This window comes from Rania fehmarnensis (genome assembly GCF_056494185.1).
Window position 1 is genome coordinate 3,555,149 of sequence record NZ_CM151398.1, and the last position, 21,916, is coordinate 3,577,064.

Here is a 21,916-nt window from a genome sequence, read left to right on the forward strand (position 1 = left end):
CGATCCTCTGCGTCTCTGCGTTAAACAATGCATTTAAAACGCTGAGTGCGCAGAGCCCGCAGAGAAAACGCTAAGCGGCTAACGCGGTCCGCTGAGTGTTTTGCAGAGTGGGCAGATTTCGTGGTAGACTAGGGTGCAGGGATTGAAAAATGACATATAGGACGAGCGAGTAAGAACAATGCGATTGAGCCGACGAGAATGTTTGCAACAGTTGGCTTTATCCACTGCGGTGGTAACAGGTTACAACATAACCGCTGCTGCGAATCAAATTGCAAGTCGCCAGTCGCCTAGCTGGCAACCGGCGATTCGTTCGGGGCTAGACTATCTGGCTCGGTCGCAATCTTCGCGTGGAATGTGGAACGCACCGCCTTATCCAGTGGCCATCGCCGCTCTGGCTGGGACCGCCCTGCTCTGTTCCGGTTCGACCGCCACGCAAGGACCTTACGCCAAGGCGGTCGCGCGCTGCAGCGACTACCTGATCAGCAAGAGCCGCGGCAACGGTTTGATTGGTGATCCTCATGAGGACAATCACTACACGTACAGCCATGGTTTTTCGATGCTCTTTCTCAGCCAGGTACTGGGTGAAGAAGGCGATCGAGATCGACGCACGGAGCTGTTGGATGTACTAAAGCGAGCGGTCGAGTTTAGTGGCAACGCCCAAACTCCCGCTGGCGGATGGGGCTACGTCAGCGCACGCGATGGTCAGAACTTCGATGAGGGCTCGACGACTATTACGCAAGTGCAAGGATTGCGCGCGTGTCGCAACGCAGGGGTAGCTGTTCCCGGCGAAATTATCGAACATGCGATCAAATACATTTACGATTGCAAGAACGAAGACGGCGGCATTAGCTACTCGAGCAATCAAAAAGGCACATCTCGACCAGCCATCACCGCCGCCGCTTTAGCCGCTCTGTACAACGCTGGCCAGTATGACGGCAAGCATGTGCCCGAAATGCTCAAGTACACTCGGCAAACATTGCACCCGCTCAATGACGAAGCCTCCACGTTCGGTCATTGGCATTACACCTATCTCTACTACAGTCAGGTTGTCTACCGACAAGGCGATCAAGAGTGGCTACCGTTCCGCGATCGCTTGTACCAGCGCATCGTGTCGGAACAGGCGAGCGACGGATCATGGAACGGCATTGTCAACGCCACTTACACAACCGCTTGCAACTTGATCATGCTTCAGCTGGACCACGGTCTACTGCCGATCTATCAACGCTGAACGGCATTCTTTGCAGTGCTGTGGCGTTCTTTGGAGTGCTGTGGCGTTCTTTGGAGTGCTGTGGCGTTAGCCACAGCTTTGATGTGATAACCAACTGTACCGCAGCCTGGACGACCACTGCTCTGTGCATCTCGACCAGTTGTTTGAAGAGACTCGGGTTAGAGGGTGCTGAGCGGCTGGGGACAGCCGCTCTACATCAAAGCTGTGGCTACGCCACAGCACTCCACAGGAACCACTGCTCTCTGCATTTCGACCGGTTGTTTGAAGAGACTCGGGTTAGAGGGTGCTGAGCGGCTGGGGACAGCCGCTCTACATCAAAGCTGTGGCTGCGCCACAGCACTCCACAGGAACCACTGCTCTCTGCATTTCGACCGGTTGTTTGAAGAGACTCGGGTTAGAGGGTGCTGAGCGGCTGGGGACAGCCGCTCTACATCAAAGCTGTGGCTACGCCACAGCACTCCAAAGGAAGCACTGCTCTGTGCATCTCGACCAGTTGTTTGAAGAGACTCGGGTTAGAGGGTGCTGAGCGGCTGGGGACAGCCGCTCTACATCAAAGCTATGGCTGCGCCGCAGCACTCCAAAGGTTTATGCCAAGATCTCGCGGATGACTTTGCCTTCGACGTTGGTTAGTCGGCGATCGATGCCGTTGTGTTCAAAGCTCAACTGATGAAAATCAAGCCCCAGCAGGTGCAAGATCGTGGCATTGAAGTGGTATAGCGGATGAATATTCTCGATGGCGCGTTGGCCCAGTTCGTCGGTGACGCCATGGCTCACGCCGGGCTTGACGCCAGCACCGGTCATCCAGCACGTAAAGCCATCGGGATTGTGGTCACGGCCTTTGGCGCCGCGTTGAAAGAACGGCATGCGTCCAAATTCTGTACACCAGACAACCAGCGTATCGTTCAGCAAGCCACGCTGACGCATATCGCGAATCAGGGCGGCGGCCGGTTGATCGAGAACTTCGGCATGCACATCGTATTGTTCTTTAAGTGCATTGTGACCGTCCCAGTTCAGTTTGCCTGCGCTGGCATACGCGCCATTGAACAATTGCACGAAACGCACGCCGCGTTCGATCAAACGACGAGCCAAAATACAGTTCTTGGCGAAAGCCGCTTTGTCACTGTTCTTGGTATCATCTGCCCCATACATGCGTAAAACATGTTCGGGCTCTGTCGACAGGTCATTCAACTCTGGCAAGCTCAACTGCATTCGGGCTGCCAGTTCGTAACTGGCGATGCGAGCCGCTAATTTGCCATCGCCAGGATTGGCAGCCAGGTGACGCTGGTTCATGCGTTGCAACAGCGAGCGTGCAGTCTGATCGAGATCGGCGGAGACGCCGGGTGCTTGCAAGTGACGCACCGGCTCGAGCGAACTCATCGTCGTACCTTGGAAGGCAGCTGGCAAGAATCCGGGTCCCCAGTTGTTGGATCCATTCTGCGGAACGCCGCGCGGATCAGGGATAGCTACGTACGCGGGCAAGTCTTGATTCTCGCTACCCAGCGCGTAGGTAACCCACGAACCTAAACTTGGAAAACCATCGAGCACAAAACCGGTTGATAAAAAGTTTTCAGCTGGTCCATGCGTATTCGACTTGCTGGTCAACGAATGCACAAACGCGATGTCATCGGTCAATTCCGCCATGTGCGGAATCATGTCGCTGACCCATTTGCCCGTCTGGCCGCGCTGCCGAAAATTGTATTGGGGCCGAGCCAGATTGCCGGCCGGACCTTGGAACGTGACCGATGGACCACCGGGCAAAGGTTTGTCATCCCACTTGATCAGCTCCGGTTTGTAATCCCAGGTTTCCAATTGACTGACTGCGCCAGCGCAAAAGATAACCACCACATTCTTGGCTTTGGCTGGAAAGTGAGCTGGACGCGGCGCGTAGGGTTGAGCTGGGTCGATCTGTGGTGTCGACTTATCGCTAGCCAGCACACCATCGCTGTGCATCAAACTGGTTAATGCGATCGACCCAAGGGCGGTGGCACTATTATTCAAGAATTGACGGCGATCGAGCAGTTGATGGCCAGCTAGCGAGAGCAAGTGGGGCTGTCTTTTCATGGCACAAACAAGGCCTCGTTACTATTGAGCAGCGCGCGACACAAGGGCTCTAAACCAAATTGTTGGCAGGCAGTCGTGGCATCGTCCAGTTCGTCGGGCGTAGGGCTGCGCGAGAAAGTCAGTTGATAGGCCAGTTCGATTTGACTGTGCAAGTCTGCAGATATACTGCGCAGCCGCTCGGCCATCGCAGCAGACTGTTCGAGCACAAAGACGCTATTGAAGAGATTGAGAGCTTGAATGGGCGTAGTCGATTCGCGCCGCCGTGAAGTACTCTGACCAGCATCAGGACAATCGAAGGCTCCAAATACTGCTTCGCGCTCGCGCCGTACTTTATGTGCGTAGATCATTCGGCGAAGCCCATCGCCTTGAAAAGACTCGACCGGCTTAAAACCACTTAAACCACCGCGCCGATCAAACAAATCGAAACCGCTGCCATACATTTGTGTATTCAGTTGACCACAGATCGACAGAATGGAATCGCGAATGACTTCCGCCTCCAATCGCCGGGCCGGGTACCGCCACAGCAATCTCACATCGGCATCCTGTTGCGCTGCGCCCGAGTTCTCGACATGCGAAGCTTGGCGATACGTGCCAGACATCACGATCAGCCGATGCATGCTCTTGACGCTCCAGCCCGACTGAATAAATTGTGTCGCCAGCCAATCGAGCAGTTCAGGATGAGTGGGTGGTGTACCGCTGTGCCCAAAATCACTTGATGTATCAACTATTCCTGAACCGAAATGGCCTTGCCAGATGCGGTTGACCATAACGCGTGCTGTAAGTGGATTGGCGTCACTGGCGATCCACTTGGCCAAGGCTGTGCGGCGGGCTTGTTCGTCGGAAGATTCGACCGTGACCGGCGGCTCGAACGAACCAGGTGTAGCCGCAGCTACAATTGGCCCAGGCTGTTCGGGATCACCACGTTTGAGCAGGTAGATTTCATCGGGCGCTCGGAATTTACCTGCGAACGCCAATTGGCCGGCCTCGAGCGATTTGATTTGAGCTTCGAGTTTCTTCTTTTCATTCAATAGTTGCGTGGCGCGGGATGTTTCATCAGGGGTCAGGCCGCCCAGGACAAACTGAGGACCAAGATCCATGCCCGCGATCCACTTGCGCCGGTCTGAACTATCGGCTACCAGTTGCCAATCATCGCTTGAGTCTTCCGCTGAGATTTCGATGGTATAGTCGGTCGCCAAACGATCTTCGTATGGGCCATCGCGATCGCGACTCCACAAGATGCGATCCACTTCATGCGGCTGGGCAAAGGTCAATTCGACCCAACCTCCCCCCGGCTGATTGCCTAACCAACTTCGCGAGTTTCCATAAACTCCATCATTGATGAAGGCTGGATTATGCCGATCCTCGGACAAAATGTCACCCGAAGTTTTGGTGATCGTGCCAGCACTGGCTAGCGCTACATTGCGGCCATCGTTGGTAAAGACTTCTAACTCATCGATACACGGTTCGAGGCTGTTGGTCGAAAGTATCTTGAATCGCAAACGACGGGCCAGCGTCGGTTGGATGCGATCGGTAGTTAGTCGCCGATTGACCGCCGGACGAACTGGAGGTACATCACGGAGGGTGGTTAGTTGGTCAAGAGTCAGTCCGGCTTCGATACGGTAAGCCGTTGGCAAGCGGTCACCCAATTCACCCAGCCGATCACGACTCCACACGATGCGATTAATCTCGGTGGCTGCAGGCAGTTCGAATAGTAACCAACCTCGACCCGCGGTGTCGGACATCCAGCTCCGGGCGTTGCCGAGTTGACCATCGTTGACGTGTTCGAGTTTGTGAATGTCGGAAGTGCGGCTGCCCGAAGCCGTGACCTTCGTGCCTTGAGAGGCCAAGGCCACATTGCGCGATGGCTCTTGTCGAGTGAAGATCTCCAATTCGTCGATGCATGGTTCGATCAAGCCCAGCGATGGATGTAGATTGGCGTCATGAATCGTAAAGCGCACGAACTTGGCCAACAGCGGCTCAAACGTCTCGTCGTTGCCTTTGGGATCGGTAGCAACTTGTGTTGATCCCGGGCTGGCGATGGGCACGTAGCTAAGCAGCTGGCGATCGATCTGACTGACCTGCGCGCGCAGCGGGATCGCTTGCTGCTTGCGTGCTTCGGCCTGGGGCGTGCGCATTTCGCGATCTTCGTATTCGACACCCGCCACAAAGGCTTGCATCGCATAATAGTCGCGACTGGAGATAGGATCGAACTTGTGATCATGGCAGCGGGCGCAGCCAATGCTCAGTCCCAAGAAAGTCTGACCAATGTTGTTAACGATTTCATCCAGCGCATCTTGGCGCGCTAAACGAATGGATGGTGCGTCTTTACCGATTTGGCCAGGCAGCAAGACTGAGGCGGTGATTAAGAAACCGGTCGCTGCGTCTTGCCCCAGCGCATCACCGACGATCTGTTCTTGTATAAAGCGATCGTAGGGTCGATCTTCGTTAAAGGCATCGATGACATAATCGCGATAAGGCCAGGCATAGGGGCGTTCGGTGTTAACTTCGAATCCATGCGTGTCAGCATAGCGCACAACGTCCAGCCAATGCTGCGCCCAGCGCTCGCCATAGCGTGGCGATGAGAGCAAACGTTCCACCACGGCCGTGTACGCTTCTTCACCTGCCCCTGCATCCAGGCTGTTCAGAAAGTCGCGGACTTCTTCGGGTGTTGGTGGCAAGCCAACCAGATCGAAGGATACGCGTCGTTGCCAGGCAACCGGCAGCGCAGGCGGGGCGCGTTGCAGGCCAGCGGCCGCCAAACGCTGATCGATGAATCGATCGATCGAACTTTGGGCTCCATCAACGGCCAAAGGCTTAAACGACCAATGATCGCGTAGGTCTTTTAATTGCGCCAGATCAACTCCATCGGGCCAGTTGGCTCCCTGCGCAATCCAGCGTTTCAGAATATCGATCTCGGAAGCACTGAGGCCAGGACCCTCTGGCGGCATACGTTCGTCGCTATTGGTCGAAACGACCAGTTCGATCAGCGGGCTATTGTGAGGCTCGCCGGGCACAATGTCGGGCCCGCGGTTATCGCCACCGACTAGCGCCTTGGCCTTGATATCCAGACGCAAGCCTGATTCGTCTTTGTCTGCGCCATGGCACTGGACGCAGTGTTGCTGGAAGATCGGTTGCACGTCGCGCACGAAATCAACCGGGTCCTCTGCCCAGGCGAACTGGCACATCAGCCAACACGCGGAGGCCAGAATAGTCGACAATGGGTGACGCATGGCTCGGGGGTATCGGTGGCCGGTGGGGTGCTGAACTGGAAGCAACGGTGGGTAGGACGCCGCAATTGATTATAACCGACCAGAGTCTACTTTTGCTCCGCAAAAGGATTCTGGTTGTGGTTGTTATCGCAATTGGCACACGGCCTTTCGCGGAGCGAAAGGAGACAATACAGGACCGAATCGACACAATTAGCACACGATTTGGCGGCCAAGCAGCATTATCTGGCTGCGTCGCCTTTACAATCGGTGGCTACGGCCACTAGTGTACGCGTACGCGAAGGCAAACGCTTGGTGACCGACGGTCCATTTGCGGAGACACGCGAACAATTGGGCGGCTACTTTTTGATCGAAGCTCGTGACCTGGACCAGGCGATCGAAATTGCCAGTCGTATTCCGGGTGCTCGCAAAGGTACCGTCGAAGTTCGACCCGTTTTGGAATTGCCGAACCTGCCAGAGGCCTAGAAGTACAAACACGCTAATAAGACCGCAGAGTGCGATGATGAGTGAGAGTTCGCCAGAAAGTTTGCCACAGAGTTCGACGCCGAGTTCGCCACCAGCTGCGCCGCAGTTGCCCGAACTCCAGGCACCACGTGTGGAAAGCTGCGGTGAGTTGATGATCGTGGGGCTCGCCAAACACTTCACAGCGGAAACGCGGCCTGACATTCCTATGTTGTGGCAGCGCTTTGCGAAGTGGATTGGCGATGTACCGCATCAGAGCGGTCATCAAACCTATGGCGTCATTCGCAACAACAACAAAGGCCGAGGTTTTTATTACCTGGCTGGAGTAGCCGTCAGCTCCGATGCAGCCGTGCCCGATGACTTAACATTGGTAGTGTTGCCAGCCAGCCAGTACGTCGTCTTTACGCATCGCGGACCTGTATCCCAGATGTTCCAAACGATGTGCGCCATCTACGCCAACTGGGTACCCACAGCCGAAGTCGAACTGCTCGACGCGCCGTGCTTTGAATATTATGGCGCAGACTTCAACCCGCAAACCGGCTTGGGCACCATCGAAATCTGGTTGCCCATAGCCGGTGAGTCGTCTATTGTCGTTTAACCCGTAGCCGCCAGGCGAGGCGCACCCAGTGTAGCGACTCAACATGCACTGGGCGCCGGACGTTTCAGGCAGAGCCAATCTCTGGCGAGATCAGCCACGGAGGCCGGGCCAATCTCTGGCGAGATCAGCCACGGAGGCCGGGCCAATCTCTGGCGAGATCAGCCACGGAGGCAGAGCCAATCTCTGGCGAGATCAGCTACGTAGTTAGGCGGCGGGCTTCTTGCTCTTGTTGACGTCGCCTTGTAGCCAGCGGCTCAGTTGTTCAACTTCGTTAGTCCACTTCTTGTTGATGCGACGATCACAGAACGCTTTGAAAAGCAGGTCGACGGTTTGACCCAAGTTGCGGATTGAATCGATGCGATTGGTGCGCATCTCGTGGATGTCCTCGGCTTCATCGGCTTGGATCTTGGCACCGGAGATACCGAACGTCTCGGCTTGCAAGGTCAAATCGAACTGCTGGTTGTGACGGACGAGAGTCAGTCCGGCTTTGCGTGGCATTTTGCCGGTGCGAATGGCCTGCAGAGCTTCGGGTAACCTGGTGGGGCATTCTGACGAGATCGATTCTTTGCCAGTCTCCCCAAGTGGGCATTCCAACGATAACGAGCGGGCGAACATGGCGGTGACTTCGGAATTGTCGGCCAGTTCAATAGTGTCGGATTGTGTATCCAAGTACCACCACAGCCACATCATGAACTCGTTGCCGAGATAGTCATAGCTTTCGGCGAACTCGTTCAGCCACACGCTATCGGCCGGCGCGTAGTCTGGGTGGAATTGGGAGGGCGAGAGATCATCCAGCATCGAGCGCTTGTCGTTCTGGTCCGCCCAATCGTTGACGAGTGTGCCTGCGGATACGCGTGACAATTCCAGCTCAAAGGCGCGCGACAAGAGGTCCGCGGTTTGCGTAATCGCTGAACTGCTCGAACTGCCGATGTACAGTAATTGCTCAGTAGCATCCCACAGGATTGGAAACTCGGACATCTTGTGATACTTGCCCGATCGAGCTTCTTCTTCGCAGCGAGCTTCCACGGATTCTTTAGCTTCTTGACGTTGAGCCTTGGTGGGGCGACCGCTGGTGTTGTCTTTGGCCAACGCGAGCAGTTCGATCTGCATCCAAGCCTTTTTGATAGCCGAAGGGACTTGATTCGTATCGACCCGGATCGCGCAGTGTAGGGCGTTGTCGATTACGTTCTTATCGATGTCGAAGATATTATCGAATAGGTGGTCACCGCCAATAAAGCCGGTGGTAACGGATTCAGCGCCGGCGGCATTGGCCGGACCAGCCGCATGCCGGCCGAGAATCTCGATGTGTTCATCCTTGAAATGTTTGAAGTCTACTCCAGTGACCTTAAATCGCTCAAAGCCTACGCTACCGGAGAGAAACGCCATGCCGGATTCCTGTGATACCAATGGATTGAAAAGCCGAAAGTCGGATTAAGTTATCCATCGGTCGTCCGACTTTCACTCCTGATGCATTACGCCAGAAGTTACCCCATGTCGATCGGGCAAAATGTGACGCTCTATGTAGAGCGGCTCTCCTGGGGCGCTCAAACTCTCTAACGAAACATTCATCTAAGCTAATGACTTGTGTTACAGATGGCTCGACGTAGAGCGGCTCTCCAGGGCCACTCAGAGCGCTCGAACGTACTGGACTTTTTAATACTGGATCTGCTAAAATGCACGGGCAGTGTCATGGGCCGGTATGCTGCAACTGCTTGACAAATATCCCACCTATCCATCGGCTCACCAGGCTAAACGTTCTATGAGCCGGGAAGTTGTCTATTGGTTAATGAGTCTCAAGTCTGAAGGCCTGGCCTTCTTGGCTTACGATGACGCCCATGCCATTGCGTTCTTGCGCATTGATGACGCGTTGTATGAGTTTGACTACGCTGATGTTCGGCAATGTATTCATTCTCCCAGTGACAGATTGGTACAAGATCTCAAGCGCATCGGTAGATTAGTGGGCGGATTGTCAGTAACTTCCGCAGAGCCTGAGAGTTCACCGTCGTCTTATGCACTGACAGAAGATCAAGCCGATCGGCGCTGCGGTTAGTACCGCAGGAGTCTTGCGACAGTCACCTCTCCAAGGCTTCGCCTTGGGGAGGTCGAATCGAGGCTTTGCGAGATTCGGGAGGGGTCTTGGCGGTGAAGGTGGTTATTACCGCAGGAGTCTTGCATGGCGCTGTGCCCCCTCCCGCCGACGACGGCTAAACGCCGCGTCGGCGACCTCCCCCGCTGCGCGGGAGAGGTGACAGTTAGCGTCGGACGTCGGCGTTAAAAGCGACAGGAACAGTGTTTGCACTTAGGTGAATCTATTGAGATTCCGAGCGCTACCACTGTCCTTGAAGGATGTGCACCTTGAACTTCCATGCCTTGGCCGTCGATTATGATGGTACGCTGGCCCATGATGGATTGGTCGATGACCAAACTGTCGAAGCGCTGAAGCGCTTGAAATCTACTGGTCGTCAATTGGTACTGGTTACCGGACGCCGGCTGGAACCGTTGCAGGAGCTTTTCCCTGCTATCAAGCTTTTCAATTTGGTTATCGCTGAAAACGGCGCGGTGCTGTTCAATCCTGCGGATGGTGAAGTGCGTGTGCTGTGCGATCCGGTTCCACCAGAGTTCACGCAGCAGCTAGCTGAATTCGGTGTGCAACGCGTTGAAACAGGTCATGCGATTGTGGCCACCTGGCAACCGCATGAGATCGAATCGCTGGAAGTCATTCGCCGCTTGAATCTTGATCTGCAAATCATCTTCAATAAAGATGCGGTGATGATTCTGCCTACCGGAGTCAATAAGGCGGCAGGGCTGAAGTGCGCTTTAGACGAACTGGGAATCTCATCGCTGAATACAGTGGCCGTGGGTGATGCTGAGAATGATCTGGCCATGCTGAAGTATTGCGGCGTGTCGGCGGCCGTTGAAAATGCGCTCGATACGGTCAAGGAAGTGGCGGATGTCGTTACGCGCAGTCCGCGTGGAGCGGGCGTTCAAGAACTAATCGAAGAGATCATCGACAACGATTTGGTTCGCTTGGATGCGCAGGAGAAGCGGAGACTGGTGATAGGTCATCAACTGGATGGTCAGGAATTTACCATCGATTTGTTTGCCGAAAGTGTTTTGGTTACCGGCGGCTCGGGTGGCGGCAAGAGCAAGTTTGCGATGAGCTTCGTTGAGCAACTGAGCGAGCGTGGCGCCCAGAGCGTCATCCTCGATCCAGAAGGCGACTACCAAAACATCGAAGGCTCCATCGTCCTGGGCACTGGTGATCGACCACCGGAGATCGAAGAGGTCATGCGGATTCTGGACCAACCTTCGGGTCACTTCGTAGTTAGCTTCTTCCGCGTATCAGAAGACGAGCGCCCCAAGTACTTCGATCGGCTACTGCACGAGCTCTCTTCAATGCGCAGTCAGAAAGGCCGACCACACTGGATCATTGTCGACGAAGCTCATTATGCTGCACCGAGCCAATGGCAACCAGCCGAGAATTGGTCGGCTCATCAATTGCGCGGAGTTATGTTCATCAGTGCCTATCACGAACGGCTCTCCAGCGTGATTATGCGAAGCGTTGACACGGTGGTTTCCATCGCTGCTGACCCCCAGGATGCCCTGCAGCAGTGTTGTCAACTGCTAGAGCGTTCGTGTGAGGGTATAACCACACCTCGCGGAGAACCAGGTGAATATGCGGTGGCCTGGCGCCGTGGAGAGGACCAGCCCGCCTGGTTCAAACGCATGGTTTCAAAAAGCGATTCCCAGCGTCATAAGCACAGCTACTTTGACGGCGATATGGACGAGCCGCAGCGATTCGTGTTCCGCGGCCCAGATAGAAAACTGCAGCTGGAAGCTCAAAACTTAAAGATCTTTATGCAGATCGGCGAAGGCATCGATGACGGAACGTGGGAGTTTCATCGAGAAAATCACGACTACTCACAGTGGTTTTCGGGTATCATCAAGGACAAGGAACTGGCTGAAATCGCTTACGGTATTGAAAGCAATACAGCGCTATCAGCCGATGCGAGTCGTGAAGCCATCTATGAAGAAATTCGAAAACGGTTCGACCCGCAAGCCTAGATGAGGATTAAGTTTCTATCACCCTTCCCTGCAACCAGGACTCTTACCATGCGCCACTGCTGTCTTCCAGTTTGCGTCGTCTTGCTCTGCGCGTCACTGCTATCTGCACAAGAAGAGTCGCCTGCTGGCGTTCAAAACACTAAAGAGACTAGTGATTCGCCTCAGGTGGTATATCAACTTGACTTGGTAGAATTTTCGCTAAAGGAAGAAGCCGATACCGAACTGTCCTCCGCCGCGATTTTGAAACTGCTGCAAGAGAAAACCGATCGCATTCAGCGTCTGGAGTCGATGCGCCTGACAGCCGTCTCGGGCGTTCGTTCTACGGTTTCCGTCGGAAAAACAGTGCACATAGTCATGGGCGTTACGCAATCGCAATTTGGCAAAACCAAGAATATGCGCGACATGCAGGTCGGTACGATGGTGCAAGTGTCACCCCGGCCAATCAGTGATTCACTGGTCCACATGACGCTCAAATACGAGGCAGCGCGAGTCAAAGACGTCGAATCGGAAGACGACCCACCTGAGGTCACCACGTTTAATATCACCACTGAGCTGCAATTGAAACCAGGGACTCCAACTTTGGTCAGCGGTTCGTCGGCTGATGATAGTAGTTACCTGGTCGCCACCATTCGCGAAGTCAAATAGTTAGTTGGACAGCGCACTTCGTAGCCACTGTCGCTTCGTAGCCACCGTCGCCAGACGCTGGACTCTTGTGACGATGAAATCCACCGCTTGGCAGCGGTGGCTACTTAGGTTCGCCAAATATCTTGCCTCAGGTGACTATCATGGATCGATCGATGGCCGAAATCAATTGCTCAAAGCTTACAGGCTTGGTTAAGTGCAAGCTGTAACCGGAGTCGATCGCGCGGCGGATGTCTTCTTCCATTCCGAAGCCGGTTAGCGCGATGGCGGGTACATCGACTGTCGGGGCGATGTGCTTGAGCAGTTGACTACCATCGCCATCGGGCAATCCAAAGTCGCTAATGATCAGATCGAATTGACCGTCATGCCAGGAGCGACACGCTTCGGCAATCGATCCGGCGACTGTAACGGTGTGACCGATTTTTTGTAACAGTTTTTCGGTCAGCTTGGCGAAAGCCCGCTGGTCCTCGACCAGTAGGATGTTCAGGCGCTTAGCCGAACCTGGCGCTGCAATCAAGTTGCTGCGCGGATGCACGTTCGTCGCGCTATCTGAGCTCTTGGTCGTAGCCAATTCCAAGGTAAATGTGGCTCCTTGCTGATGTCCGGCACTTACGACCGATAGCTTACCTTCATGCAATTCTGCGATCGCTTTGCTGATGGCCAGCCCTAGGCCCAAGCCGCCGAACTGGCGCGTGATCGACTGACCACCTTGTTCAAAGGCATCAAATATAACTGGCAGTAGATCAGGTTGGATACCGATGCCGGAGTCAGCCACGCTCACACGCAACATACCATCTGAAGTGTTTTGGGCCGTCAGTTCGATGCGGCCATCTTTGGGTGTAAACTTAACTGCGTTATTGAGCAAGTTCCAGAATACTTGCTGAATGCGAGCTGCGTCGGCGTGGACCGTGCTTGCATCGGCCTGGTTGCGAAACTCAAAGCGAATACGTTTGCGTTGATAATCTGGCTCGATAATTTGAATGACATTTCGAATCAGATCGATCACATCGACCGTCTCGTACTTCAACTCGAGCTTGCCTTGGGCGATACGGTTGATATCGAGCATATCGTCGATTAGTCGACATTCCAGATCGACATTGCGGCGAATCATGTCGAGCCCTTCGCTATACTCGGCCGGTAGCTTCTTTTCCATCTCCCATAGCGTGGTCAACATGCGAATTGGTGCCAAGGGATTGCGGAGTTCATGACTGAGGACTGCCAGAAAGCGGTCCTTGGCTGCGTTCGCCGATTCGGCTGACAGCTTGGCTTGTTCCAAATCCTTGATGGCCTTCCATTCCGCGGTTGTGTCGCGAGTGACGCACAATACATAGTCGACTGAACCGGAGTGATCGACTTCGGCCACCAAATGCGACTGTAAGCGCAGAGGCCCGACGATCGATTCATAGCTGAATTGAACCGTTTGAGGTTTGCCGGTCGCGAATACTCGTTCTAACGCGGAATCCCAAAGGTCGCATAGATCCGGAGGCATGTCGAGTTGACGGTTGGTCTTGCCTAGAAAGACGCTAGCCTTGAGGCCCGTGATCAGTTCAATGGAGCGACTGACAAACACATGGCGTAGTTTTCGATCGAAGCGGGCGATGACATTCGGCGAGTTATCGGAGAGACTTCGCAACTCCTCTTCCGCAGCTTTCTCGGCGGTGATGTCGCGTTGCACACCCATCATCCGAAGAGGCTGGCCTTGGGCATTGCGTTCCAGCTTGGCCATCCACAGTACCCAGCGTACGGTACCGTCGGCACGCATGATGCGAAACTCGCAACGCAATCGCTCGCCTGCATCCAGACACTCGGCGATCGCGCGTTTGACATTCAGCACATCATGGTGGTGAATCAGTTCAAAGAAGCTAGTGGCCGATGACACGCAACAAGATGAGGCGTCACGCGTGACCGCCGCTTGCTGGGGCCACGAGATTTGGTCGTCAGCCAAGTCCCAATCCCAGAGCGATAGTTCCGCTGTTTCCAAGGCGATTCGCAAACGTTCTTCACTATCGTGGATCGCATCGCGCTGCCGCACGATCTCCTGGCGTTGCCTGGCCAGTTCGATAAAGACATTGACTTTCGAAACCAGAATTTGGGGGTCAAAGGGTTTGTACAGAAAATCGACAGCGCCGGATTCATAACCTCGAAACTGCCGACTGTGATCGGGGACGCCCGCAGTCAAAAAAATGATCGGAATTCGTCGGGTGCGTTCCGTGCCTCGCATGATCTCGGCCAATTCAAACCCGGTAATATCGGGCATATGGACATCGATGATCGCCAGGGCGAAATCGTGTTTGAGAAGTAACTCCAGCGCATGGCTGCCGGAGCGTGCCTGGATCAACTCAATACCTTCTCGGCGGAGTACTGCCTCCAGCGCCATGAGGTTCTCTTCGAGATCGTCGACCAGTAATAGTTTTATAACATCCATATCGACTCAGCGTGTTCTTGCAATAACAATCAGAAGCTCTGGAATAATTCAGCCAACTCGCGCATCGACAACGAGAAAGCAGCTGGGCACTTGGCCAAGGCGCTTTCGGGCATCATGGCCGCTTCGGCTTCGCAAGGCCGCTGCACCGCAGCCAGGCCCCCTTCGTCATAGATCGCCCGCAGTCCACTGGCGCCGTCTTGATTGGCACCTGTCAAAACGATTCCCAAGACTTGAGGACCTAACGCATCGGCGGCCGATTCGAATAGGACATCGATCGATGGTCGTGAGTAGTGAACCGCTGCGTCGGTCGAGAGCGAAAACTGCAAATTGCGTTCAATCAACAAGTGGTAGGCAGGTGGGGCAAAGTAAATATGCGTTGGGACAATGGGCAGCTTGTCGATGGCCTCTTCAACTGGCAGGCTGCAGCGAGCTTGAAACAGCGAAACTAACAAACTCTCTCGGTCCGCTGGCAGATGCACCAGCACGGCTATCGCCAGTTTCGACTGACTGGGTATGGCGGGCAACAACTTCATCAGCAATTCGATGGCCCCGGCCGATGCGCCGATACACACCAGTTGCACGTTTTGCGTACGCAGCTTGCCGAGGATCACATCGACTTGAGCATCCATTACGAACTGCCCGCCTTTTGGTAGATCCTCGATGGTTTAGAGAATTCCTCGAACGAATCTGCGTGATCAGAAAATCGCAGGCTTTCCTTGCTGCCTAATCCGAGAAAACCACGACGCGCCAGCGAGTCTTTAAACAACCCGATCACGCGACTCTGCAGTGGGCGATCGAAATAGATTAGCACATTGCGACAGGAAATGAATTGCACCTCCGCAAATACACTATCGGTTACCAGGCTATGATCGGAGAACACTACGTTCTTTCGCAAGTTGGGATCGAACCGGGCGCCACCGTAGGCCGCCGTATAGTAGTCGCTCAGCGACGCTCGGCCCCCGTAGTGTTGATAGTTAGCACTGAATCCAGCCAGCCGATCCAGCGAGTAAATGCCCAAGCGTGCCTGTTCCAATGAATGCGAGTTGATATCAGTCGCATAGAAAATGGTTCGAGATTCCAGCCCCTCTTCCCGAAACAAAATGGCTAGCGAGTAGACTTCCTCGCCCGCGCTGCAGCCAGCGATCCAAACCTTGATCGATGGATAGGTTCGCAACAGCGGCACAACCTTATCCCGCAACTCCCGGAAGTAGATCGGATCGCGAAACATCTCGCTGACTTGCACGGTCAAATAAGACAGCAGCTCACTGAAGAGCGATTGATCGCGGAGGAGTCGCTCTTGTAAACCGGAATAGCTGGCACACCCAAATCTCTCCAACGCTTGCTTCAGCCGGCGCTTGAGCGAAGCCATGGCATAGCTGCGAAAGTCGTAGTGATATCTTTGGAATATCGCCTCTAGGAGCAGGTGAATCTCGATCTCTTCGGTATCCCTCGCCATTGTCTGAGATGATTCCTTCAGTAATTAAGTCGACCGCGGCATCCATACCCGAATCAAAGAGATCAGCCGTTCCACATCTAAAGGCTTGGCCATGTAATCATTGGCCCCTGCTTCCAAGCACATTTGATGATCGTTCTTCATCGCTTTAGCTGTTAGAGCGATGATTGGCAAGCTCGACCACTTTTTGTGCTTACGTATTTCTCGAATTGCAGTCAGTCCATCCATCTCGGGCATCATTAGGTCCATCAAGACCAAATCGACCGGACCCTTGGCTGATTTTTCCAATGACACTAACGCTTCTTTACCATTGCGAGCAATCTCGACCGCGATGCCCTTGGGCTCGAGAATACTGGTCAAGGCGAACACGTTACGTACATCGTCTTCGACCACCAGTATGCGCTTACCTTCTAAAAGACTCTCGCGGCTCTGAGCCTTACGAAGCATCTCCTGTTGTTCGGCCGGCAGTTCCTGTACGACTTGATGAAGGAACAGTGTGACTTCATCTAGCAACCGTTCGGGGGATCGTGCTCCTTTGATAATGATAGATTTGGAATACCTACGCAAACGGTGTTCCTCTTCGCTGGAAAGATCGCGGCCGGTGTACACAATTACCGGCGGGAAGGAATATCGATCTTCTCGACTGAGAGTTTCCAGCAGTGTAAACCCAGTGGCGTCCGGTAGGCTCAGATCGAGGACCATACAATCGAAGGTTGTATGTTTCAGTTGCTCCAGACAGTCGCTGGCCGAGCGCACGCCGATCACTTCTACATCTGGCGAACCCAAGAGCGACTTCAGACTGTTCAATTGCACTTCATCATCTTCGACAATCAAGACGCGGCGCATGGCCTGGGCCAACCGCTCGCGCAGGTCTTCAAATGCCTGGACCAACTGTTCGCGCATGACGGGTTTGAGCATGTATCCAATCGCGCCCAACGACAATGCAGTCTCTGTGTAATCGCTGCCGGAGATAATGTGCACGGGGATATGGCGCGTCCGCACGTCGTGCTTGAGTCGATCGAGCACCGATAAACCCGATTGATCTGGCAGGCCAACGTCCAGGATGATCGCCGACGGCAAGTGCCGCGTCGCCAGGCTCAAGCCTTCATTGGCGGTCGCGGTACTCAAGCAGTTGAAGTTCTGCTCTCGAGCCAAGTCGCCAAGTATTTCTGCAAATGACGGATCATCTTCAATCACTAAGATCGTGCGTTGGTCGGGCCGAGTCTGGCCAGTGAAACTCACTTGTGTCGTTTGAGATGGGATTTCAGTCCGTCCCACTGACTGCACTTCGTCAGTTTTCATAGGAAGATCCGCGGGCGTCTCTTCAGTCGCAGTTGAGCCTACTTCGACTGCTGCAAAATGACTCGTGAAATCCGACTCGCCATTTGTCGCCGGCACTTCCAGTTTGCGCGGCAGGGTCAGAGTGAAGACGCTGCCCTGCCCGACCGCGCTCTTTAAGCTAATCCGTCCGCCCAGCAATTTGGCCAACTCACGCGATATCGATAGTCCCAATCCCGTGCCGCCGTACTTGCGATTGGTAGTTCCGTCGGCCTGGCGAAATGCTTCGAAGATGATCTCCTGTTGATTCTCTGGGATGCCAATACCGCTATCGCGGACTTGAAACTCAAGATTGCCGTTCAGGCCATCTTGAACGATTAGAGCAACTTCGCCATGCTCAGTAAATTTGCAGGCGTTGGACAAGAGGTTCTTGAGGATCTGATCCAAACGCGTCACGTCAGTGTGAATCTGGCGGAATGTAGTCAACTGTTCGGTTCGCAACCTTACACTCTTCTGAACTGCAATGGGCTCGAATGTGGTACGCAGTCCATCAATTACGGTGTTGAGCGAAACAGTGACTGGACGAATATCCAGGCGACCAGATTCGATCTTCGCCAAATCCAAAATGTCGTTGATCAGAGTCAGCAGATCGTTGCCGGCACTATTGATTGTCTGCGCAAACTTGACCTGTTCCGCTGTCAGATTGCCGTCTTTATTGTCTGAGAGCAATTTAGAGAGAATCAGCGATGAATTCAGTGGCGTGCGCAGTTCATGCGACATGTTCGCCAGGAACTCGGACTTGTAGCGGCTGGAACGTTCGAGTTCCCTTTTTTGAGCTTCGAGTTGTGTTTTGGAACGCGACAAATCATTCTTCTGAGCTTCGAGTAACGATGCTTGTTCTTCGAGTTGCGAATTGGTTTGTTCCAACTCGGCTTGCTGCAACTCAAGCCGGGCTTGAGATTCTCTAAGTGCCCGGCTTTGCTCTTCTAGCTCTTCGTTGTTTACTCGCAATTCCTCACTTTGAGCTTGTAGTTCTTCACTCTGGCGAGTGGTTTCTTCGAGTAGTTCTTGTTGCCTGCGCAGATAATGGCAAGCCTTGATGCCCACACCAATCGAAGGACACACGCGTTTTAGCAGTTCCTCGTCCGTGTTGTAGGTCGATTGAGCAAACGCGAGTTCCAGTACGCCCAAGACGATGCCGTCGGTGATGATTGGACAGACCAGTACAGCTCGCGGCGCCATATCGCCCAGCGACGAGCCAACTCGTAAATAATCATCGGGCAAATTCTTCAAATGAAAGGTGCGTTCATCGCGGGCGGCTTGGCCCACGGCCCCTTGTCCCGATTCGATTGTCGCCGGCGGCGTGCAGCCAGGAGGAACTGCATAGCTGGCGACCAATTGATATTGTTGGCCAAAGCGCACGTATAACAAACCACAGGTTGCATTGACGTACTCTCCAAAGAAACTCAGTACGTGACGGCCAAGTGATTCAAGCGTTTGTTCGCCGGCCATTTTGCGACTCAAGTGTACCTGCCCCTCCTGCAACCACTCTTGCCGACGTTCGGACAGTTTCTGACGAACAGAGTGATAACAAACGGCACCCACTATCACGATGGTTACCAATCCCAGACTGCGATTGGTGAGTGCAACGTTTGAACTGACCCCATTGGGACTGGTCAGGAGGCCCAGCATCAGTAGCATGCCCGAGACGATGGCCACCGCAGCGACATGCGAGGGTCGCCACAAAAAGAGGCTCATCGCCACGGGCAGTAAATACAGCACCCATTCCGCGAAACCCAGAGCCGTAAAACTATCAGCCAAGAACACTGCCAGAATGGTCAGGCAGATGCCCCACCCCAGCGCCGGCGAGGGATTGCGTTCGAATCGCAACATCTAAGAAACTCTTCTGTGAAATGATGACCAAAAAAGATCATCGGCCCAGTGACGATCGTATCCAGGATAGAGCGATTGAGCAACGTACTTCGTCACATGTGCGTGCGCTTCGCTGGCGGAGGTGACAGTCACCTCTCCAAGGCTTCGCCTTGGGGAGGTCGAATCGAGCCATAGCGAGATTCGGGAGGGGTCTTGACGTGTAGCCGATCTCGCCAGAGATGGGAAGTTGATTGGTGACGCGTCCAAAGTCTGGCGACTTCGGCTACAGCCCAGGACTCGACCCTCCCGAATCTTGCTACGCTTGATTCGACCTCCCCATGCTGCGCATGGAGAGGTGGCAGCTTACTGCAAGTCCCAGACCCACAGTTTGTCGTTGAATTGATCGACTGCGGGTGGATCGGCTGGAGTTTCCGAGATTTTGCGGTCGGCATCGAAGCCCCAGAGCCTGGCCTATCTGAAAGTTGTACTTGAGTAGGAGTAGGAGTAGGAAGGCACAGCCTCGGAGAGGGGACTGTCCTGTAGCCGAAGTCGCCAGACTTTGGATGCGTTACCGATCAATTTCCAATCTCTGGCGAGATCGGCTAGATGCTGTGGCCCCTCCCGAATCTTGCTAGCGCTCGATTCGACCTCCCCAAGGCAAAGCCTTGGAGAGGTGACGTGGTCTTGCTCACGGTGTGCCTAGTCTCGATGATATCGGATCCGGCGAAGTGTGCCCTAATCCCGAATTGGACGCGTCCACGTGCTTATGACCGCTATTAAATCTGATTTGTTTTTTCGCCTGGCGGCTTGTTGGGCTGGAATGTGTTTGGCATTGGCGTATGCGTTGCCCGCAGCCGCTCAAGAGCTAAATGACGATCGTTTCTATAACGAGCAGCGGATCGTTGAAGTTTCAATTCGAGTCGCTGACGAAGACTGGAAGCTGTTGTGTGCGCAGACTCGCGATCCCGGCAAAGTATTCGCAGGCAAGATCGAGGACCCCTTCACGTACTTCAAAGCGGACATCACGATTGATGGCACTACTATAAAATCAGTGGGACTGCGGAAGAAGGGCTTTATTGGCTCGCTGGATGATCACTTCCCGTCGTTGAAGGTCAAGTTCGACGAATACGAAGATCAAAAGCCGATGGCCGGTGTTGATGTTTTGACGCTGAACAACAACAAACAAGACGCGCCGCTGGTCACTCAATTCCTCACCTACAAGTTGTTCAACGCCGCGTCGGTACACGCTCCGCGTTGCAATTTTGCGCGAGTTACTGTCAACGGCGTGTACTTGGGTGTCTACAGTAACGTCGAGTCGATCGGGAAACCCTTTCTCAAACGGCGTTTTGGCAAGGCCAATGGAAATCTCTACGAAGGCACGCTGGCCGACTTCTATCCCAAGGCCATTGATCGAATAGAAATCAAGTCCAACAAGAAAGATCACGATAGCTCCAAGCTCACGCGTTTAGCCGAGTTGCTCGCCGCTGAAGGGCCACTGGATGTGGCAGCGGTCGGTGACATAGTGGATATCGACAACTTCCTGAACTACTGGGCCATAGAAAGCCTGATCGGCTTTTGGGATGGATATTGCAACAACCAAAACAACTACTGGCTGTACGAGGATCCGGGCAACGGAAAATTCTATTTCATACCTTGGGGTGCGGATGCGACTTTTATGGCGGGCGGTTTTCCTGGCTTTGGTCCACGCGGACCTCTGTCGGTTTACACCGAGAGTATGCTCACCAACCGTCTGTATCACGACGAGAGGATTGCGGCTCGGTATAAACAAACGCTGGAAAAGATACTGACGGAACTCTGGAAAGAAGATGACTTGATCAAGACGATCGATGACTTGGAGCAGGTCTTGACGCCTCATCTTCATGCGCGGCAGATGGGCGCTCCGCGGGCAATGAAGTCCATGCGCCAGTTTATCAAACGTCGCGAGAAGATGATTCAAAGCGAACTGCAAGACTGGCCAGTGACTGCTGCGCCGCGCCCTCGCAAACCGATGTACATCGTTCACAACGGCAAAGCCATAGGCAGCTTTACCGCCAGTTGGTCAGACCGTCCGCCCAACGATATCAGCACAGTTGGTCAAGTGACATTAAACCTCGAATTGGATGGGCGCATCGCTGAGATTGAAAAGATGGGCGCAACCGTGAATCCACCACCGCGTAGTGGATTCCCCGGCTTTGGCGGACCGTTTGCTCCCATGAAACCCACCGGCAACATCATGCTCAGCGGTATCAAGACCAGCAACGCTGGCCGATTTCAAATTGTCCTGCCCATACCGCTAGATGTGCTAGAGAAAAGCGCCGGTAAAACGCTTGAAGTTGATGGCTCATTCATGGATGACGTTCGCCCTGGTGCTCCATTTTCACCCTTTGGTGGTCGGACCGTTAGCGGCACACTTACTCTCACTAAAGTTAGCTTGAAACCCGAAGAGACCATCGAAGGCGAGTTCGATTTGACGATCTCCCAAGTCCGCGGGGGGTTCTTCAATCGCGGCGCACCTTAGCTACGGCTGTCAGATACCCGCGCGACATGTAGCGGAAGCCGTTAAGGCTTTCGGTTCTGCGAGGTCTACACATTTCGAAATGCTTGA

14 protein-coding genes are annotated in these 21,916 nt (G+C 54.1%); 7 read left to right on the forward strand and 7 right to left on the reverse strand.

Translation table 11 applies throughout. The features are described 5' to 3' along the window. Positions 1-178: 178 nt before the first annotated feature. Positions 179-1,228 (forward strand): prenyltransferase/squalene oxidase repeat-containing protein, encoded by a 1,050-nt coding sequence (locus tag SH573x_RS12030; RefSeq protein WP_479355321.1) that lies wholly within the window; start codon positions 179-181, stop codon positions 1,226-1,228. Positions 1,229-1,813: 585 nt separating this feature from the next. On the opposite strand, the gene SH573x_RS12035 is transcribed toward SH573x_RS12030, so the two are convergent. Both SH573x_RS12035 and SH573x_RS12040 read right to left on the reverse strand, forming a co-directional pair. Then, complete coding sequence (locus SH573x_RS12035; protein WP_479355323.1) at positions 1,814-3,289, reverse strand: DUF1501 domain-containing protein; 1,476 nt, start codon at positions 3,287-3,289, stop codon at positions 1,814-1,816. After that, the gene (locus SH573x_RS12040) at positions 3,286-6,519 is read right to left on the reverse strand and encodes a DUF1553 domain-containing protein (RefSeq protein ID WP_479355325.1); all 3,234 of its coding nucleotides are present in this window, start codon (positions 6,517-6,519) and stop codon (positions 3,286-3,288) included. Before SH573x_RS12040 ends, SH573x_RS12035 begins: the two co-directional genes overlap by 4 nt. Before the next feature lie 132 nt (positions 6,520-6,651). Between SH573x_RS12040 and SH573x_RS12045 the strand changes: the two genes are divergently transcribed. Next, the gene (locus SH573x_RS12045) at positions 6,652-6,981 is read left to right on the forward strand and encodes a YciI family protein (RefSeq protein WP_479356717.1); all 330 of its coding nucleotides are present in this window, start codon (positions 6,652-6,654) and stop codon (positions 6,979-6,981) included. A gap of 34 nt (positions 6,982-7,015) precedes the next feature. After that, complete coding sequence (locus tag SH573x_RS12050; protein WP_479355326.1) at positions 7,016-7,576, forward strand: GyrI-like domain-containing protein; 561 nt, start codon at positions 7,016-7,018, stop codon at positions 7,574-7,576. Between the two features lie 204 nt (positions 7,577-7,780). Here SH573x_RS12050 and SH573x_RS12055 read toward each other — a convergent pair whose 3' ends face one another. Then, a complete protein-coding gene (locus tag SH573x_RS12055; protein WP_479355328.1) occupies positions 7,781-8,962 on the reverse strand; it encodes a hypothetical protein in 1,182 nt (393 codons plus the stop codon). 313 nt (positions 8,963-9,275) lie between these two features. Between SH573x_RS12055 and SH573x_RS12060 the strand changes: the two genes are divergently transcribed. From SH573x_RS12060 to SH573x_RS12070, 3 genes are all read left to right on the forward strand, one after another. Beyond that, entirely contained in the window at positions 9,276-9,626 is a 351-nt protein-coding gene (locus SH573x_RS12060; RefSeq protein WP_479355330.1) for a hypothetical protein, read from the forward strand. Between the two features lie 305 nt (positions 9,627-9,931). Beyond that, entirely contained in the window at positions 9,932-11,641 is a 1,710-nt protein-coding gene (locus SH573x_RS12065; RefSeq protein WP_479355331.1) for an HAD family hydrolase, read from the forward strand. Positions 11,642-11,689: 48 nt separating this feature from the next. After that, positions 11,690-12,286: a secretin GspD/PilQ domain-containing protein gene (locus tag SH573x_RS12070; protein ID WP_479355333.1), complete on the forward strand. Its 597-nt coding sequence runs from the start codon at positions 11,690-11,692 to the stop codon at positions 12,284-12,286. Positions 12,287-12,413: 127 nt separating this feature from the next. Here the strand turns inward: SH573x_RS12070 and SH573x_RS12075 are convergent, their stop codons facing one another. The 4 genes from SH573x_RS12075 to SH573x_RS12090 are packed head-to-tail and all read right to left on the reverse strand — an operon-like array spanning position 12,414 to position 19,332. After that, a complete protein-coding gene (locus SH573x_RS12075; RefSeq protein ID WP_479355335.1) occupies positions 12,414-14,708 on the reverse strand; it encodes a response regulator in 2,295 nt (764 codons plus the stop codon). A gap of 29 nt (positions 14,709-14,737) precedes the next feature. Beyond that, positions 14,738-15,337, reverse strand: a complete 600-nt coding sequence (locus SH573x_RS12080; RefSeq protein ID WP_479355337.1) for a chemotaxis protein CheB — start codon at positions 15,335-15,337, stop codon at positions 14,738-14,740. After that, positions 15,337-16,164, reverse strand: a complete 828-nt coding sequence (locus SH573x_RS12085; RefSeq protein WP_479355339.1) for a CheR family methyltransferase — start codon at positions 16,162-16,164, stop codon at positions 15,337-15,339. The genes SH573x_RS12080 and SH573x_RS12085 overlap by 1 nt, the downstream gene beginning before the upstream one ends. Before the next feature lie 24 nt (positions 16,165-16,188). Next, positions 16,189-19,332, reverse strand: coding sequence for a response regulator (locus SH573x_RS12090; protein WP_479355341.1), 3,144 nt, complete (start codon positions 19,330-19,332; stop codon positions 16,189-16,191). 745 nt (positions 19,333-20,077) lie between these two features. Between SH573x_RS12090 and SH573x_RS12095 the strand changes: the two genes are divergently transcribed. Beyond that, complete coding sequence (locus tag SH573x_RS12095; protein WP_479355343.1) at positions 20,078-21,829, forward strand: CotH kinase family protein; 1,752 nt, start codon at positions 20,078-20,080, stop codon at positions 21,827-21,829. Positions 21,830-21,916 lie beyond the last annotated feature (87 nt).